Origin of the sequence: Geothrix paludis (genome assembly GCF_022808815.1) — a bacterium.
Classification (GTDB): Bacteria; Acidobacteriota; Holophagae; order Holophagales; family Holophagaceae; genus Geothrix; species Geothrix paludis.
This window is the reverse complement of sequence record NZ_JAKZLC010000006.1, coordinates 133,188-149,483: the sequence shown is the minus strand read 5'-3', so window position 1 is coordinate 149,483 and position 16,296 is coordinate 133,188. Positions and strand designations below refer to the sequence as shown.

General features: G+C 70.9%; 14 protein-coding genes. 8 read left to right on the top strand and 6 right to left on the bottom strand.

The genetic code is table 11. The features are described 5' to 3' along the window. Positions 1–9: 9 nt before the first annotated feature. Genes murI through MLE64_RS14685 form a run of 3 tightly spaced genes read right to left on the bottom strand, consistent with a single transcriptional unit; the run spans position 10 to position 3,163 of the window. Positions 10–834, bottom strand: a complete 825-nt coding sequence (gene murI, locus MLE64_RS14695) for a glutamate racemase (protein ID WP_243318840.1) — start codon at positions 832–834, stop codon at positions 10–12. After that, positions 798–1,679, bottom strand: coding sequence for a 50S ribosomal protein L11 methyltransferase (locus MLE64_RS14690; RefSeq protein ID WP_243318838.1), 882 nt, complete (start codon positions 1,677–1,679; stop codon positions 798–800). Before MLE64_RS14690 ends, murI begins: the two co-directional genes overlap by 37 nt. Before the next feature lie 23 nt (positions 1,680–1,702). After that, entirely contained in the window at positions 1,703–3,163 is a 1,461-nt protein-coding gene (locus MLE64_RS14685; protein WP_243318836.1) for a sigma-54 interaction domain-containing protein, read from the bottom strand. A gap of 119 nt (positions 3,164–3,282) precedes the next feature. On the opposite strand from MLE64_RS14685, the gene MLE64_RS14680 reads away from it, so the two are divergent. From MLE64_RS14680 to cobB, 5 genes are all read left to right on the top strand, one after another. Then, positions 3,283–3,834: a thioredoxin family protein gene (locus MLE64_RS14680; RefSeq protein WP_243318835.1), complete on the top strand. Its 552-nt coding sequence runs from the start codon at positions 3,283–3,285 to the stop codon at positions 3,832–3,834. Positions 3,835–4,018: 184 nt separating this feature from the next. Beyond that, entirely contained in the window at positions 4,019–4,624 is a 606-nt protein-coding gene (thpR, locus tag MLE64_RS14675; RefSeq protein ID WP_243318834.1) for an RNA 2',3'-cyclic phosphodiesterase, read from the top strand. Between the two features lie 22 nt (positions 4,625–4,646). After that, positions 4,647–5,291 carry a hypothetical protein gene (locus MLE64_RS14670; RefSeq protein ID WP_243318832.1) on the top strand — a complete coding sequence of 215 codons (645 nt, stop codon included), beginning with the start codon at positions 4,647–4,649 and terminating at the stop codon, positions 5,289–5,291. Further along, positions 5,291–6,910, top strand: a complete 1,620-nt coding sequence (locus MLE64_RS14665; protein ID WP_243318831.1) for an alkaline phosphatase family protein — start codon at positions 5,291–5,293, stop codon at positions 6,908–6,910. The genes MLE64_RS14670 and MLE64_RS14665 overlap by 1 nt, the downstream gene beginning before the upstream one ends. A 9-nt stretch (positions 6,911–6,919) precedes the next feature. Continuing rightward, positions 6,920–7,624 carry a Sir2 family NAD+-dependent deacetylase gene (gene cobB, locus MLE64_RS14660; protein WP_243318830.1) on the top strand — a complete coding sequence of 235 codons (705 nt, stop codon included), beginning with the start codon at positions 6,920–6,922 and terminating at the stop codon, positions 7,622–7,624. On the opposite strand, the gene MLE64_RS14655 is transcribed toward cobB, so the two are convergent. Both MLE64_RS14655 and MLE64_RS14650 read right to left on the bottom strand, forming a co-directional pair. Then, positions 7,621–8,910: a hypothetical protein gene (locus tag MLE64_RS14655; protein ID WP_243318828.1), complete on the bottom strand. Its 1,290-nt coding sequence runs from the start codon at positions 8,908–8,910 to the stop codon at positions 7,621–7,623. The genes cobB and MLE64_RS14655 overlap by 4 nt on opposite strands. Positions 8,911–8,989: 79 nt before the next feature. Then, positions 8,990–10,927, bottom strand: coding sequence for a CocE/NonD family hydrolase (locus tag MLE64_RS14650; RefSeq protein ID WP_243318827.1), 1,938 nt, complete (start codon positions 10,925–10,927; stop codon positions 8,990–8,992). 291 nt (positions 10,928–11,218) lie between these two features. On the opposite strand from MLE64_RS14650, the gene MLE64_RS14645 reads away from it, so the two are divergent. Then, on the top strand, positions 11,219–11,629 hold the full coding sequence (locus MLE64_RS14645; RefSeq protein ID WP_243318825.1) for an Hpt domain-containing protein: 411 nt from the start codon (positions 11,219–11,221) through the stop codon (positions 11,627–11,629). A 37-nt stretch (positions 11,630–11,666) separates the two neighbouring features. Here the strand turns inward: MLE64_RS14645 and MLE64_RS14640 are convergent, their stop codons facing one another. Then, entirely contained in the window at positions 11,667–13,631 is a 1,965-nt protein-coding gene (locus MLE64_RS14640; protein WP_243318824.1) for a hybrid sensor histidine kinase/response regulator, read from the bottom strand. Positions 13,632–13,768: 137 nt separating this feature from the next. Between MLE64_RS14640 and MLE64_RS14635 the strand changes: the two genes are divergently transcribed. Together MLE64_RS14635 and MLE64_RS14630 are read left to right on the top strand one after the other, a co-directional pair. Next, positions 13,769–14,869: a hybrid sensor histidine kinase/response regulator gene (locus MLE64_RS14635; RefSeq protein ID WP_243318822.1), complete on the top strand. Its 1,101-nt coding sequence runs from the start codon at positions 13,769–13,771 to the stop codon at positions 14,867–14,869. Then, a complete protein-coding gene (locus MLE64_RS14630) occupies positions 14,841–16,187 on the top strand; it encodes a sigma-54-dependent transcriptional regulator (protein WP_243318820.1) in 1,347 nt (448 codons plus the stop codon). The genes MLE64_RS14635 and MLE64_RS14630 overlap by 29 nt, the downstream gene beginning before the upstream one ends. Positions 16,188–16,296 lie beyond the last annotated feature (109 nt).

The following is a 16,296-nucleotide window of genomic DNA, read 5'->3' as shown; positions in this document are numbered from 1 at the left end:
TCCCCGCCGTCAGATGTCCACCACTTCCACGTCGCCCAGCGCCTCTTCCAGGAAGCGGCTCCCCACCTCCTTCAGGCGGCTGCTGGCGTCCGTGAGCTGGACGCGGAGGGTGCCGCGGGCGCTCTGCGTGCGGTAGCCCAGGCTGCCCTGGAGCAGGCGGTCCACCACCTTGGCGGTGACCCGGCCGCTGTCGATCCAGTGGGTGCCGGGGCGGCAGCGCTCCAGGCTGGGCAGCAGGGTCGGGTAGTGGGTGCAGCCCAGCACCACGGTCTTCACGTCAGCGGGCAGCAGGTCGAGGTAGCGGCGGCAGACGCTGTCGGTGACGGGATCGTCGAACCAGCCCTCCTCCGCCAGGGGCACCAACAGGGGGCAGGCCACGCTGTGGATGACCTTGGATGGATCCCGGCGGAGGATGGCCGCCTCGTAGGCGCCGCTGCCCACGGTGGCCAGGGTGCCGATGACGCCCACGGCGCCGGGCGCCTCCGCCGCGGCCTCCGCGCCGGGCTCGATGACGCCGATGACCGGGCAGGGGCTCACGGCCTGGAGGGCGGGCAGGCCATGGGCACTGGCCGTGTTGCAGGCGATGACGATGAGCTTGGGATCGTGGCGCTGGAGCAGCTCGCCCATCTGGAGGGTGTAGCGTTCGATGGTGTGGTGGCTCTTGCTGCCGTAGGGCAGCCGCGCCGTGTCGCCCAGGTAGATCAGCTCCTCCTGGGGCACGAGCTGGCGGAGGGCGTGGATGACCGTGAGGCCCCCGATGCCCGAGTCGAAGACGCCAATCGGGCGGTCCGCACGGCTCATGAGGGTTCCCGCGTCGCCAGCACCGCGATCCACTCGCCCTCCTTCAGCACCTTCTCCGGCTTGAACCCGTGCGAGACGAGGCTCACCAGGGCCTCGTCCGTACGCTCCGCCAGGATGCCGCTGGCCACGAGCCAGCCGCCGGGGGCGACCACCTCCGCCATGCGGGGCAGCAGCTCCTGGATGGTCTCCAGGAGGATGTTGGCCAGGAGGCCCGCGTAGGGGCCCTGCACCTGCGGATGGTCCAGGGTGCCCACGAAGCTGTCGTAGGGCCGGTTTCCGGCTGCCATCCCCTTCAGCAGGTGGGCGTTCAGCTCCACCAGCTCGGTCATGGCCGGCCCGCAGTCGGGATCGATGTCGAAGGCTGTGAGGCCGCGCCCGCCCAGCAGGAAGGCCGCCAGGGAGAGGATGCCCGTGCCCGCGCCGATGTCGAGCACCGGCCCCTTCAGGCGGCCCGTGGCGGCCAGCTCCTCCAGCAGCTCCATGCAGAGGCGCGTGGTCTCGTGTCCGCCGGTGCCGAAGGCGAGGCCCGGGTTCACCACCAGATCCAGGCGATCCGCGGGGCCGGGCGTCCCGTCCCAGAGGGGCCGCACGTGGAAGCGCGTGCCCACCTCGAAGGCGCCGAAGCCCTCCCGGCTCTTGGCCAGCCAATCCTCGTCGCCGAAGGCCTCGGCCTCCAGCAGGCGCACGCCGGGGAAGGCCGCCAGGCCCGCCATCTCCGGCGGCGCCTGGTCCGGGGGGAAATAGGCGAAGCAGGCCCGGGGCGGATCCGCCTCGCGGTAGAAGGCGGAGGATCCCCGCTCCTCCAGCCACGCGCACAGCGCCTCTTCCTGGGGGTCGGGGACCTCCAGCTTCCACCTCAGATGCGTCGCGTCCGTCATGCCCTCAGATTAACAGGGGCGCCTCAGGCCTCCGCTTCGGCGCCGTCCGCATCCTCCAGATCCAGGCGCTTCATCTTTTCCAGGAAGGTCGTGCGCTTCAGGCCCAGCAGGTCGGCCGCGCGCTTCTTGTTGCCCCGGGTGATGGCGAGGCTCTGGAGCATGAGGGTCTTCTCCATGTCCGACACCACCTGGTTCAGATCCATGCCCTCGGGCGGCAGGTCCACCCCGAAGGCCGCCGTCGGGGGCGGGAACGAGGCGGCGGCCGGGGGAACGAAGGCAGGAGGCACGAAGGCCGCGGGCACCACGTTCGGGGCCGGCGCCTCCGCGCCACTCGAAGGCAGCCCCATCCGGTCCGCGAGGAAGGTGAAGTCCTCCCGGGTGAGCACCGGCCGGGTGCCCGAGAGCACGATGGCCCGCTCGATGGCGTTCTCCAGCTGGCGCACGTTGCCGGGCCAGGGCAGGGACATCAGCAGGGGATCCACGCTGGGGTGCAAAGCTTTGGGATAGAGGCGGTGCTCGCGGGCCTTGCGGTTGAGGAAGTGCTGGGCCAGGAAGGGGATCTCCTCGACCCTCGTCCGCAGCGGCGGCATGAGGATGGGCACCACTTCCAGGCGGTAGAAGAGGTCCTCGCGGAAGCTGCCGTCCTGCACCTTCTTCCACAGGTCCACGTTGGAGGCGGTCACCACCCGCAGGTCCACCTTCACGGGGGCGCCGCCGCCCAGGGGCTGCACCTCGCGTTCCTGGAGCACCCGCAGGAGGCGCACCTGGGCCGCCAGGGGCATGGTCCCGACTTCATCCAGGAAGATGGTCCCGCCCTGGGCTTCGCGGAACTTGCCGGGCGTGTCCTTCCGGGCGTCCGTGAAGGCGCCCTTGTTGTAGCCGAAGAGTTCCGACTCCAGCAGGTTCTCGGGGATGGCGCCGCAGTGGACGGCCACGAAGGGTTCCGCGGCATCGGCGCTCATGCGGTGGATGGCCCGGGCGATGACCTCTTTGCCCGTGCCGCTCTCCCCCAACAGCAGCACCGTGGCCCGCGTGGCGGCGGCGCTGCGGGCCCGGGCCAGCACCTCCTGCATGGCGGGGCTGGTGCCGATGAGGCCGAAGGCCAGGGCCTGCGAGGCGCTGAGCTGCGTGGTGTTGCCCGAGCGCGGGCGCAGGCCCGGCATGGGCGGCTCGGGCCCCAGCACGCCCCAGCGCACGCTGCCCAGGGCGCCCCACTCGGTGAGGGCCTTCGAATCCATGGGCGGGGCATCCGCCTTCAACCCGAGGAGGATGGGTAGGGCCGCCACCTCGGCCATCAGGCGGTTCATCTCCGGCGGCGGCCAGGCGCCCTTGGCGCTGATCACCCACAGGTCCGAGTCCTTGGGCGGCAGGGCCGGCGAAGCCCCCCGGTCCACCGTCACGTCCCACAGCCCCGCCCACCGATGCTCCAGCCCCCCGGTGTCGTCCCCGAGGGTGGACCAGTGAAGGCGCGGCAGCTGGGTCATGGGCTCCTTGGTTGGAATCAGCCTAGAGGCAGGGGCAGGGCGGTCAAGTCAAAAAAATGACCTCGGCATGGTCTGCTTGCCCCTGGGCGTACATTGGAGGAGCACCCCCGGAGGTCCCCATGGCCCTGACGGAATCCACCATGGTCCCGCTCGGCACGACCTGTCCGGACTTCACCCTGCCGGGGGTGGACGGGCGGCTCTGGTCCCTGCACGACTTCCACTGCCCGGCCCTGTTGGTGGTGGTCATGTGCAACCACTGCCCCTACGTGCAGGCTGTGGACGACCGCCTCAACGCGCTGGCGAAGGCCTACCAGGGGCGCTGCGCGGTGGTGGGGATCAATGCCAACGACGCGGAGACCTACCCGGAGGACAGCTTCGAGGCCATGCGGGCCCGGGCCGCGGCCAAGGGCTACGTCTTCCCCTACCTTTGGGACGAGGAGCAGGCGGTGGCGCGCAGCTTTGGCGCCGTGTGCACGCCGGACTTCTTCCTCTATGACCAGCACCGCCACCTGGTCTACCGGGGCCGCCTGGACGACAACTGGAAGGACGCGGCCCACGTGACCCGGCGGGAGCTGAAGGCCGCCATCGACCGCGTGCTGGCGGGCCAGGAGCCGCTGGAGGTCCAGCATCCGAGCATGGGGTGCAGCATCAAATGGCGGAACCACCGGTGAGAGTGCCTAACAAAACCCCTACGGGTCCGCGCGAGGGTCGCCGGGCGAGCGAGGCGAGGAACGCGAGGAGACGCGTAGCGGGTACTACGCGCGACGAGGGTGACGCTGCATCGCGACGCCCGCCGGCCCTCGCCCTGAGGGAGAAAGCCAGGTGGGCGCCCCGCGGCGTCAGGGCCCTTGAACGATGTCCCGCATCGCCCTGCGGGCCCTTCCTTGCGGTGCATCCCACCTGGCTTTCTCGCGGACCCGTCGGGCTTTGTTAGGCACTCTGCGACTCTTCTTCGCGCTGCCGCTCCCGCCGGCGCTGCAGGCATCCCTGGGGCGCTGGCAGGCGACGCACCCGGAGATCGACCGCTGGTCCCGACCGGAGGGCCTGCACCTGACCCTGGCCTTCCTCGGTGCGCGTCCGGCCGAAGACCTGTCCGGCCTAGAAGCCCTGGGGGCTGAGATCACCGGCCGTCATCGAGTCTTCCCCTTGGCCACGGCCGGGTTGGGCACCTTTCCTACAGGCCCACGGGCGCGGGTGCTCTGGCTGGCGCTGGCCCCCAGTCCCGCCCTCGAGGCCCTGGCCGCGGACCTGCGTGGAGCCCTGGCGGCGGCGGGCGAGGCCTTCGACGCCAAGCCCTTCCGGGCCCACCTCACGCTGGCGCGGCTCCGGCGGCCCCGGCCCCTGGGGGTGTTCGACGCGCCACCCCCCGCCAGCTTCACGGCGGATCGGCTGGTGCTCTTCCAGAGCGGCCCGCAGGGAAGTTACACGCCCCTGCGGGCCTGGAATCTGCGGACGGTATGATCGAAGTTTTTCCGGAGCCCCGATGCGCCTTGCCGTCCTGCCCGCCCTGCTTGCCACCGCCCTGCCCCTCTCGGCCCAGTGGGACCTGCGCCTGGAGCTGCCGCGGCCCTCGGGCCAGAACCTGCCCCAGACCCTGATCTCGGGCACGGGCCAGCTGGTGGCCGGGGACTTCGACACGGGCAAGGGCTTCATCGCCACCGTGAACCACCAGATCTTCCAGGTGGGCCCCCTGCTGAAGCTGGAGGGCGGGCTGGAATACTCGCAGTTCAAGGCAGACGGCAGCCTGGCCACCGGCGCCACCGCCCAGGGCACCGCCCTGAAGCAGCAGGGCGTGGGGGTGGGGCTCAACGCCCAGGTGTGGGTGCCCTTCGTGGGCCTGGCCGGGGAGATCGGCCTCATCCAGCGCTTCCAGCGCTACACCGTGGATACGGCGGGGGCCTCCAGCGCCAAGGACCTGAGCCGCACCTGGCTGCGGGTGGGGGCCCGCTGGCGCATTCCCAGCGTGCTGATCCATCCCTATCTGGCCGCCAGCTATCAGCAGCCGGTCAGCAAGGATCATCCCGTCCAGCTCAGCAGCGCCTCGGACCTGGGCGCCTACTTCACCGCCCAGGGCAGCGGCCAGGAGTTCGAGCGGATGTGGACCTTCGGCGTGGGGGTGACCTTCTGATGCGGCGACTGCCCAATCTCGCCGGCATCCTGGCCGCGACCCTCACCCTTTCGCTCCCCGCCACCGAGCGCCCCCGCCTGGTGGTGGCCATCTCCGTGGACCAGCTCTCCGCCGAGCTGATGCAGACCTACGGGCCCGAGCTGAACGGCGGCCTGGCCCGCCTCATGCGCCAGGGCACCTATTTCACCGAGGCCTACCACGACCACGGCTTCACCGAGACCGGCCCGGGCCACTCCGTGCTGCTGTCAGGCCGGTTCCCGGCGCACACGGGCATCGTCGAGAACCGCTGGTTCGAGCGCGCGTCCGGCCGCTTCGTCTACTGCGTGGAGAACGGCGAAGGCGGCAGCTCCGCCACCTCCACCAACGCCCGCTTCCTGGGCGAGACCCTGGGCGACTGGCTCCAGGCCCAGTCCCCCGGCAGCCGCGCCTTCTCGGTGTCAGGCAAGGACCGCGCGGCCATCCTCATGGCGGGGCGCCGGCCCACGGCGGTCTACTGGTTCTCCGGAACCGCCGGCTTCATCACGTCTCCGGCCTACGCCGAGCGGCTCCCCGCCTGGATGATGACCTTCGACGCCGGCCTGAAGCAGCGCTTCGCCACGCGCAGCTGGCTGTGGACGAAGGAACCGTCGACCCCCGAGGGCCGCGTGGCCACCTGGACCTTCCCCGGCCAGGTCATCCGCAATGGCGCCCTGCCCCGCCTCGTCCAGGGCGCGGGCATGCCCCTCGACAAGGGCTTCGAGACCCGGTTCCGCAAGTCACCCTTCCTCGACGAGGTCACCCTGGAGGCGGCGGAGGCCCTGATGGAGGCGGAGCACCTGGGCCGGGGCCCCGCCACGGACCTGCTGACCGTGAGCTTCTCGGCCACGGACTACATCGGCCACAGCTACGGGATCCTGGGCACGGAGATGCGCGACCAGATCCATCGCCTGGACCGCACCCTGGCCCGGCTGCTGGAGGCGGTGCGGCGCCGGGACCCGGGCGCCTGGGTGGTGCTCTGCGCCGATCACGGCGGCATGGACATTCCCGAAGCCCTGTCCGACAACGGGTTCCCCGCCCGGCGCATCAATGTGCCTGCCTTCCTGAAGGAGCTCCGGGAGTCCCTGAAGGTCGCCTTCAAGGTGGACGCCGACCTCGTGGAGGACTCGCCCGAGCCGAACGACCTCTACCTACGGGAGGCCGCCCTCAAGGCCTCCGGGCTGGACCGGAAGGCCGTGATCGCGAAGGTCCAGGCCTGGCTGCGCGCCCGACCCGAGGTGGCTGACGCCTTCACCGCCGAGGAGCTGGCCGCCACGGATCCCGGCGCCACGGGCAGTCCGCGGGATTCCAGCCTCCGTGTCCTCCTGCGCCGCAGCTTCACGGCCGGGCGCAGCGGCGATGTGCTTGTGGCCTTCAAGCCCTGGACGGTCTTCGGCGTGCCCCCCACGGAATGGCCCACGGGCCATGGGACCCCCTATGCCTATGACCGGCGGGTCCCGCTGATCTTCTGGGGCCCCTGGAAGGCCGGCGAGCGCCCCGAGCCTGTCCGCACCGTGGACCTCGCCCCCACCCTCGCCCGGGAGCTGGGCCTGAAGCCCGGCCCCGTGGACGGGCACCCGCTGGACCTGACGCCTAAGCGCTAGGATGTCCGCATGGCCCTCTCCCGCGACGCCTCGATCGTGATCCTCACCGGCGCGGGGATCTCCGCCGAGAGCGGCCTGCGAACCTTCCGGGATGCCAACGGCCTCTGGGAGAACCACCGGGTGGAGGACGTGGCCACCCCCGAAGCCTTCCAGCGCAACCCCGCCCTGGTGCACCGATTCTACAACGAGCGGCGGCGGAGCCTGCCGAGCGTCCAGCCCAATGCCGCCCACGCCGCCCTGGCGCGCCTGGAGCGCGAGTGGCCGGGCGAGTTGCTGCTGGTCACACAGAACGTGGACGACCTCCACGACCGCGCCGGGTCGCGGAACCTGCTCCACATGCACGGCGAGCTGCTCAAGGGCCGCTGCCTGGCCTGCCGCACCGTCCTGGACTGGCCCGGCGACATGGATGCCGACAGCCGCTGTCCGGTCTGCCGGCGTGGTGGGATGCGCCCCCACATCGTCTGGTTCGGCGAGGTGCCGCTGGAGATGGACCGCATCTTCGACGCCCTGGAGCGCTGCGACCTCTTCGCGGCCATCGGCACCAGCGGCCACGTCTATCCCGCCGCGGGCTTCGTGGCGGCCGTGGGCCCGGAGGCCCGCACGGTGGAACTCAACCTTGAGCCCAGCCGCGTGGTGGACGCCTTCCGCGAGCATCGCGTGGGCCGGGCCACGGATCTCGTGCCGGCCTTCGTGGAGGAGCTCCTGCGGACCTAGGCCTGGCCCATGGCGCTCAGGATGAATCCGTCCTGGGGGTCTCCCTGGCGCCAGATGACGGCCACGTGGCCGCCGGGAGCCAGCACGGCGCCCGGGTTCTGGATGTCCTTGCGGCTGGGCGTGCCTAGGAGGAGCGGCCGCGCGCTCCAGGCCCGGCCATCGAAGCGCCGCACGCAGACCATGGCCTGGGCGGCCTGGCGCTGGAGCCAGAGGACCACGGCGTGGCCCTCGGGATTGACGGCCAGGGCATGGGCCTGGCTGTGGCCGGCATCCTCCACCAGCAGGGTACGCTGCTCGTCCCAGCGCCCCTCGGCGAAGCGCTTGGCGTAGAGCTTCATCAGGCCCGCCGCCTCCTGCCGCCACACGAGGTGGGCACCGCCTCGGGCGTCGATCCCCACCTGGGGCCAGAGGATGGCGCGGCCCGTGCTGAGTCGCGGGGCCCGCGTCCACTCGATCCGGCGGGCGTCCAGGTGGCTGGCCTGCAGGGTGCGGATGCCCGCCTCCCCCTCCTCCACCCACAGCACGATGGCGTTCCCCCGCGCGTCCACAGCCATCCGGAGGTAGATGGAGCGACCCTCGGCCACCCGGGTGGGGTGGTCGCTCCAGCAGCGGCCTCCGGGATCGTAGTGGCAGGCCACGATGCGGTTCCCGCCGGCATCCCAGGCCACTAGGCCCTGGCCCGCGTCATTGACCGCCAGCTGTGGGAACAGGGGCTCGGAGGAAGGATCTCCCAGCGGGATGGGCTGCGGGTCCCATCCCCCGTCACCGGCCCGGTACCCGCTGGTGTAGACGCGGTAGGCCCCGGGCGTCCCATGGCACCAGACGACATGGATGTTCCCCTGGAGGTCCATGGCCGTGTGCAGGCTGTGCACCTCGCCGGGGGCGGCCTGGAGGGTCATGGGGTAGGGCACCCAGGTCTCCTGGCTCCCCAGCATGTGGCGGGCGCAGACCCGGACCTGGTCCCCCTCCTGCTCGTGCCAGACCACCGCCAGTTCGCTGCGGCAGTTCATGGCGATCTCCGGCGCCTGGGCCTGGGTGCGGGCGCTGTCGAGGCGCCGGGGCACCACGTCCCAGCTCCGCTGGTCCGCGTGATAGCGGCAGATGTAGACGCCCTCGTGATCCGCGCTCCGGTGGTGCCATGCCGCCAGGGCGTTCCCCTGGTCGTCCATGGCGATCTGAGGCCGGCCCACCCGGCCCCGGTCCAGGGCCCTCGGCCGTTCCCAGGTGCCGGCGGTGGGCGCGGGCTTCCGGGGCAGCAGTCGACTCAGCAGCGATCGAAACGACACGGGGCGTCTCCGTCCAAGGGCCTGGTTCAGGATGGGATCCTGCGCCCATCCTACTCCCGGGCAGGGCAAAAAATCCCTTCTACCGCGCCACCGGCAGCTCCACGAAGCTGGCCCGGCCGGGCGCGTGCCAGATGCGCTGGGTGGCGCGGCGGTAGTCCTCGGGCCGGGCGAAGAAGATGTTGGGCACAAAGGTCTGGGGGTTGCGCTCGTAGAGGGGGAACCAGGTGGACTGCACCTGCACCATGACGCGGTGGCCCGGCAGGAACACGTGGTTCGCCGCCGGCAGGGCGAAGCGGTAGGTCAGGGGCTCGTCGGGCTTCAGGGCCTTCGGCGCGTCCCAGCCCTCGCGGTAGCGTCCCCGGAAGATGTCCGCGGAGACCATGAGCTGGTAGCCGCCCATCTGCGGCTGGGCCGCCACCTCGTCCGGGTAGACGTCGATGACCTTCACCACCCAGTCGGCGTCGGTGCCGGTGGTGGAGGCCACGAGGTTCGCCACGGGCTCGCCGGCGATGCGGAGCGGCTCCTTCAGCGGCTCGGAGACGAAGGCCAGCACGTCGGGCCGGCCTGAGGCCTCCCGTTGGTCGTCCGTGAGCCACTGGGGCCAGGTGTGCGACGGATCGTAGCCCACGGGCTGGATGGGCCGGGCCCGGAAGGGCACGGGCTTGGCCGGGTCGGATACATAGGTTTCGTACGGGGCGCCGCCGGTCTTCGGGGCGGTGGTGGATACCTTCAGCCCCGCCTCCAGGTAGAAGGGTGTGGCGCGGACGGCGGTGCCTTCGCCGGCCACGGGCCAGGCCGGGAGCTTCTTCCAAGTGTTGGTGCCCGTCTCGAAGGCGCTCACGGGCGCCAAGTCCGCCTTGGCAGCGCCCTTCAGGTGCTGGTCGAGGAAGGGCTTCAGGATCTCGCGCCGGAAGTGCAGGGCCGTGTCCTGGCCGAACTTCAGGGGCCCCAGACCGCTGCCCTCGCCGATCTCGCCGCCGTGGCTCCAGGGGCCCATGGCCAGGAAGAGGCGATCGCCCGCGGTGTCCTTGGACTTCAGCGCCTTCCACACCGCCAACGCGCCGTAGATGTCCTCGGCGTCGTAGAGGCTGTGCACGAGGAGCGTGGGCACCCGGAGGGGCCGACCCGCCAGCACCTTGTCCATGGCCTGCTGCTGCCAGAAGGCGTCGTAGGCCGGGTGCTCGGTGAGCTTGCGCCAGAAGCCCAGCTGCTCCATGCCCCGGCTGGCGGCCAGGGCCCCCGTGGAGCCCGCCCGCAGGAACAGGTCGTAGTCGTCGAAGACATCGGTCCACCACTTCAGGTCGTTCGCGCGGGTGGCCTGCTGCTCGTAGATGTAGCTGAGGTTCTGGGCGCGGAAGGCGCCGTGGTGGAACCAGTCGTCGCCCCGCCAGCCATCCACCATGGGGTTCATGGGCACGACCGCCTTCAGGGCCGGGTGCGGGTCCACCAGCGCCATGAGGGGCAGGAAGCCGTCGTACGAGATGCCCAGGATGCCCACGCGGCCGTTGCTCTCCGGCAGGTGCTTCACGAGCCAGTCGATGGTGTCCCAGGTGTCGGTGCTGTGGTCCACCTGGGTGGGATTGAGGGGCCCGCGCAGGGGCCGGTTCATCACGTAGTCGCCCTCGGAGCCGTACTTGCCGCGGATGTCCTGGATCACGCGGATGTAGCCGCCCTCCACGATGAGGTCCGCCACGTTGTCATAGCCCTGCAGCACCGGCTCCAGGTGCGCGCTGGCGGCGTGGCTCGTCTGCACCGCGGCGCTGTACGGCGTGCGGGTCAGGAGGATGGGCGCGTCCTTGGCGCCCTTCGGCACGAGGATGATCGTCTTCAGCTTCACCCCGTCCCGCATGGGGATCATCACCTCCCGCCGCGTGTGGTCCCAGCTCTCCGAGGCCTCCTTGAACTCGGCGGGCATCTCGCTCGGCAGGCCCGTGCCCTGGGCCATGAGCCCCGCAGCCAAGACCAGCGTGAGGGCCAGCGTGAGGGCCGGTGAGCCCAGGGATCGCGTGATGGACATGGATGCCTCCAGCGCCTCCCGCCGTCGCCGGGGGCCCGGCGCGAAGGCGCGGAGGAGCGGGTCGGCGGTGGAAGGAGATCGGCCAGTCTAGCCTGGGCGGAACCGGCAGAGCCCTGGAAGCAGTCGCGACATTTTTTGCCGGCCACGACATCCGTCGAACCCTGGGGTCGGAAACCGCACCAGGCGCGCGGATCTCGAGGCGGTCCGCCGAATCAGGAGATTCAGGCATCGCCTGATCGCGCCGCCAGGAAATGGCTTGAACGGCCTAGACTATTTCCTGGGGAGGCGGGCATGTCCGATCGACAGCGCCCTTCAGGCCAGGAGGAGGATGGGGCTCGTCCCCGGTCCCCCCTCCTGGACTGCGCCTACCTGGACACTTGCCTCCAGCATGGGATCCCCGAGGCGCGACTCCTGCAGATGGTCGATCTGTTCGAACACCGCTTCGCCGAGGAGGGCCTCCACCTGCGGGAGGCCATCGAGGCCGCGGATCTGGGGCGGGTGCGCGCCTCCGCCCACCGCCTGAAGGGCTCCGCTGGGAGCATCGGGCTGGCGATGCTCCGGTCCCGCGCCGCGGCCATCGAGACGGCCGCGAAGGGCGGCGATCCGGCGGCCTGCCGATCCGCCCTGGCAGAATTCCAGGAGGTCGGCGCCGCCTCCATCCAGGCCTTCCGCGACCACCTCAGGGCCCACGCGCCACAGTGACCCGGCGGTCCGGGGCGGGTGGCGTGGGCCGGCTTCTTCAGCGCCGCAGGCGTCTTTCCAGGGCTCCCTGGACGACCCGGCGGATCTCGTCGGGCCCACAGCGCCCTTTCATGAGCACATGGATGAACGCTCCGTCCGATTCCACCGACTGGCTGTCCCCGGTGTAGAGGACCACCGGAAAGTCCGCGCCATAGGCCTCGCGCAGGAGGGGCAGCAGGTCGGCGCCGGCTCCGTCGGGCAGCATGCCGTCCAGGACCGCCAGGCCCCAGCGACCCTCCGCAATCCGCTGCCGGGCCGCTTCCAGCGTGCTGACGTGATCGACCCTCGCCACGCCTTCCAGGGCGCTGGCCAGCAGCTCGCTTACCACATCGTCGTCCTCCACATGCAGGATGGCGGTGGGCCGGCCCGGCCCTCCGTCGTCCGGCGCGGAGGGGCGGAGCGACACCGGAAGCTCCAGGCGGAAGACCGTGCGCCCGGGTTCGGATTCGAAGGCCATGGCGCCCCCCATGGACTGGGCGAAGGACCGGGAGATGGAGAGCCCGAGCCCGCTTCCAGGCTGCTGGTGGGGACCGCCGGCCTGGGAGAACTCCTGGAAGACCCTGGGCTGGAAGGCCGCCGGGATGCCGGGGCCGTGGTCCTCCACCTCCACCGCCCAGCCGGTCCCGGATGGCAGGACGCGCGTGACCACGGATTCCCCTGGAGGGCTGTACTTCACCGCGTTCGACAGCAGGTTCACCAGGATCTGGATCACCCGGTCGGGATCCGCGCGAACCTCGGCTTCCTCCGAGCAGAGCTGCAGGGGCAGGTGCACGCCGAAGGAGTCGCTGTAGGCCTGGACCATCTCCACGGCCTGACGGGCGAGGGCCTGGAGGTTGCAGCGCCGCAGAGAGACGGACAGGTAGCCGCGCTTCGCCTGGCCGAGGATGTCGTCCACGATGCGGGCGAGGCGCACGGTGTTGGTGTGGGCCATGGCTGCGAAATCCCGGGCCTTCCCGGACAGGCCGTCGGCGCGCTCCTGCTCGAGCATCAGTTCCAGGCTGCTCCTGATGCTGGAGAGGGGCGTCCGCAGCTCGTGGATGACCGTGCGCAGGAAGCGCTCCTGCATGCGCTCGTGATCGCGACGGGCCGAGATGTTGCGGACGATGCTGAGGACCTGGCCGGGCTCGCAGGGCACGATGCGCGCCTCGAAATCCTCCCCGCGGCCGTCGATGGTGAGGTGGTATTCGATGGTGCGCGTCTCCCCGGTGTCGAGCACCTCGCCGATGCCCTGAAGGAAGGCCATGGCCTCCCCTGGAGGCAGGACCTCGGAGATGGTGTGCCCCAGGAGCTGCTCGGGGGGCTTGACCAGGTCGCCCGTGGAGCGCGCCACGACCTCCAGGTACGTCCCCTGGCGATCCTGGCGGAACAGGAAGTCCGGCAGGGCCTGGAGCATGAGCTTCAGGTGGGCGTCCCGGTCCAGCGCCTGCGGAGCATGGACGGCCGTTCCCGCGGGTGCCACGGCATTCCCGGCCCCCGCGGGGGGATGGATCAGCTCCAGCTCCGCCCAGGCGGCCAGGTCCTGCAGGTACTCCCGGTCCGAGCGCGAGAAGGCGCGGGGAAGGCGGTCGATCACGCAGAGGGTTCCCACCAGGGCGTTCCCGGGGCCTCGCAGGGGCATGCCCGCGTAGAACCGGATGAAGGGAGGGCCGACGACCAGGGGATTGTCCGCGAACCGTTCATCAAGACTTGCATCCTCCACGACGAAGGGCTCCCAGGCCAGGATGGCGTGGCCGCAGAAGGACAGGTCCCGCGGCGCCTCGGTCTGGTCGAACCCCTGCCGAGCTTTGAGCCACAGGCGGGTGGCGTCCACCAGGCTCACGAAGGCGACGGGCATCTGGAAGAACCGGGCCGCCGCCCGGGCGATGCGGTCGAAGCGCGCTTCCGCCGGCGTGTCCAGGAGGCCGAGGCTCCGCACCACCTCCAGACGGAAGGCTTCATCGGGAGGCAGGGGGGGCGGTTGCATGGCGGTGGCCGAAGGACATGATCCCCTGTTTTCCCGGGCCCGGAAACCCGGGGCCCTGCCTCGCCTTTGCGGTACCCTGAAGAAACCCGCGCCAGGCCGCGCGCGGCTCCGGCCCGCCCGGCCCTCCCCTGGATCCCATGTACTCGATTCTGCTCACCGAAGACGATCCGGTCACGGCGATGATGGCCGAGGAGATCCTGAGGACCCGCGGCTGTTCGGTCGAGTGGGCCGCCAACGCCTCGGAGACGAGGGACTGCCTCTCACGGACGGCCTACGATGCGCTGATCATGGACCTGGGCCTTCCGGACGAGGACGGGTTCGAGCTGCTGCGCGGGCTGTCGTACCAGCACCCCAGCCTGCCCATCCTCGTCATGACCACCCGCGACGACGCGGCTTCCGCCATCCGGGGCCTCCGGTACGGGGCCACGGACTACCTCACCAAGCCCGTCACGCCCGATGTCCTCTTCGATGGGCTCTCGGCGGCCATCCGGCAGAAGGCGGAGTTCTGGAACCTCCAGGAGAACGAGCGCCAGCGCCAACGCTACTCGGACCTGGGGCAGCTGGCCGCCTCCTTCGCCCACGAAGTCCGGAACCCCCTCGCCTCCATCCGGACCCTCTGCGAGCTCCTGAACCAGGACCTCCAGCCCGGCCCCCAGCTGGAGTGCGTGGAGCGCCTCCAGAAGCTCGCCCTGCGCATCGAATCGCTCATGAAGGTCTTCCTCGACTTCAGCCGTCCCTCGGTGCCCACCCCCAAGGTCCTCGACGTGAAGTCCATGGTGCTCCGTTCCATGGAGAGCCTGGAGGGCCGCCTGCGTCCCTTCGGCACCAGCCCCACCCTCTCCGTTCCGCCCGGCGGCCTCACGGTCTACGCGGACGAGGTGCAGACCGTGAGCATCCTCGTGGCGCTCCTGGAGAACGCCCTGGACGCGGTGAAGGACCCCACCCGTATCCGGATCGAGGCGGCCTCCGCGGGAACCCTCCGCGGCCAGACCATGACCCACATCCGCATCTGCGACGACGGCCCCGGCATCCCGCCCCAGCTGCTGACCAAGATCTTCTCGCCCTTCTTCTCCACCAAGCCCAAGGGGACCGGGATCGGGCTGGCCATCGCCCACCGCCTGGCCCTGGAGAACCAGGGCAGCCTGGTGGCCACCTCCATCCCCCAGCAGGAGACCTGCCTCCTGCTCTCGCTCCCACGGGAGGCCCCTCGTGCCCAGGGTGCTGTTGACGGAAGATGACGATGACCTGGCCTTCGCCCTCACCGGGCTGCTGAGCCGCCAGGGGTACGAGGTCGAACGCGCCGCCACGGCCGCCCAGGCGAGGAGCCTGGCCGCCCGGGCCCTCCACGACCTGGTGGTGATGGATCTCGGCCTGCCCGACGAGGACGGGCACGACCTGCTCAAGGGCCTCCTGGCCCAGGATCCCACCACGCCCGTCCTCGTCCTCACCGCCCGCGACGAGGCGGCTTCCGCCATCCGGGCCCTCCGCCTCGGCGCCTCGGACTACCTCACCAAGCCGGTGGGGGCCGAGACGCTCTTCTCGAGCCTCTCGGCCGCCCTCGAGCAGAGCACCCTCCGCCGCAGCCTCGAGGCCATGCGGCGCCAGTCCATGGCGGGCGAGGGGATCGTGGGCTCGGCCCCGGCCTTCCAGCGGGCCATGCGGGCCCTCACCCAGGCAGCGGGAGCCGTGCATGCCCCCGTGCTCATCACGGGGGAGACGGGCACCGGCAAGGAGCTGGCCGCCCGCTTCGTCCACCGCGCCAGTCCCCGGAAGGATGGCCCCTTCGTGGTGGTCAACGCGGCCTGCCTGCCCAAGGAGCTGGTGGAATCCGAGCTGTTCGGGCACGAGGCCGGCGCCTTCACGGGCGCCAAGTCGGCCCGCCGGGGCCTGTTCGAGCTGGCCTCTCGGGGCACGCTCTTCCTGGACGAGATCGGGGAGCTCCCCCTCGACCTCCAGCCCAAGCTGCTGCGGGTGCTGGAAGGGCACCCCTTCCGCCGGGTGGGCGGCGAGCGGGAGATCCAGGTGGACGTCCGCATCGTGGCGGCGACCCACCGGGAGCTCTCGGCCTTCGTGGAGGCCGGCCGGTTCCGGGAGGACCTCTACTTCCGCCTCAAGGTCCTGGCCGTGCACCTGCCGCCGCTGCGGGAGCGGCTGGAGGACATTCCGCTCCTAGTGGACTGCTTCCTGGCGAAGTTCCGGGAGAGCATGGGCACCGCCCCTTCGGGCTGCTCCGCCGAGGCCATGGCGGCCCTGACCCGCTACCGGTGGCCCGGGAACATCCGCGAGCTGCGCAACGTCCTCGAGCGCGCCACCATCCTCACGCCCAGGGCCGAGATCCAGCTGGCGGACCTGCCCCCCGAGATCGCGGGCTCCTCCGCCAGCCCCCTGCCGCCCGCGCCCCAGGAGCGCCTGGAGGATACGATGCGGAGCCGGATGGTGGACGCCTGGGAGGCCTCCGGACGCAACCTCAGCCAGACGGCGAGGACCCTGGGCGTGACCCGGGTGACCCTCCGGTCCTGGCTCCGGAAGGCCGGGGCCTACCCGGTCAAAGACTGATCACCTGGTTAATAAATGATCCGAATCGCTGCTTCGGATTCGGCCCCAACGACACGCAAGATCAGTATTTCATTCAATTAATATCATGCAAACACTTGGCCTCCCCATT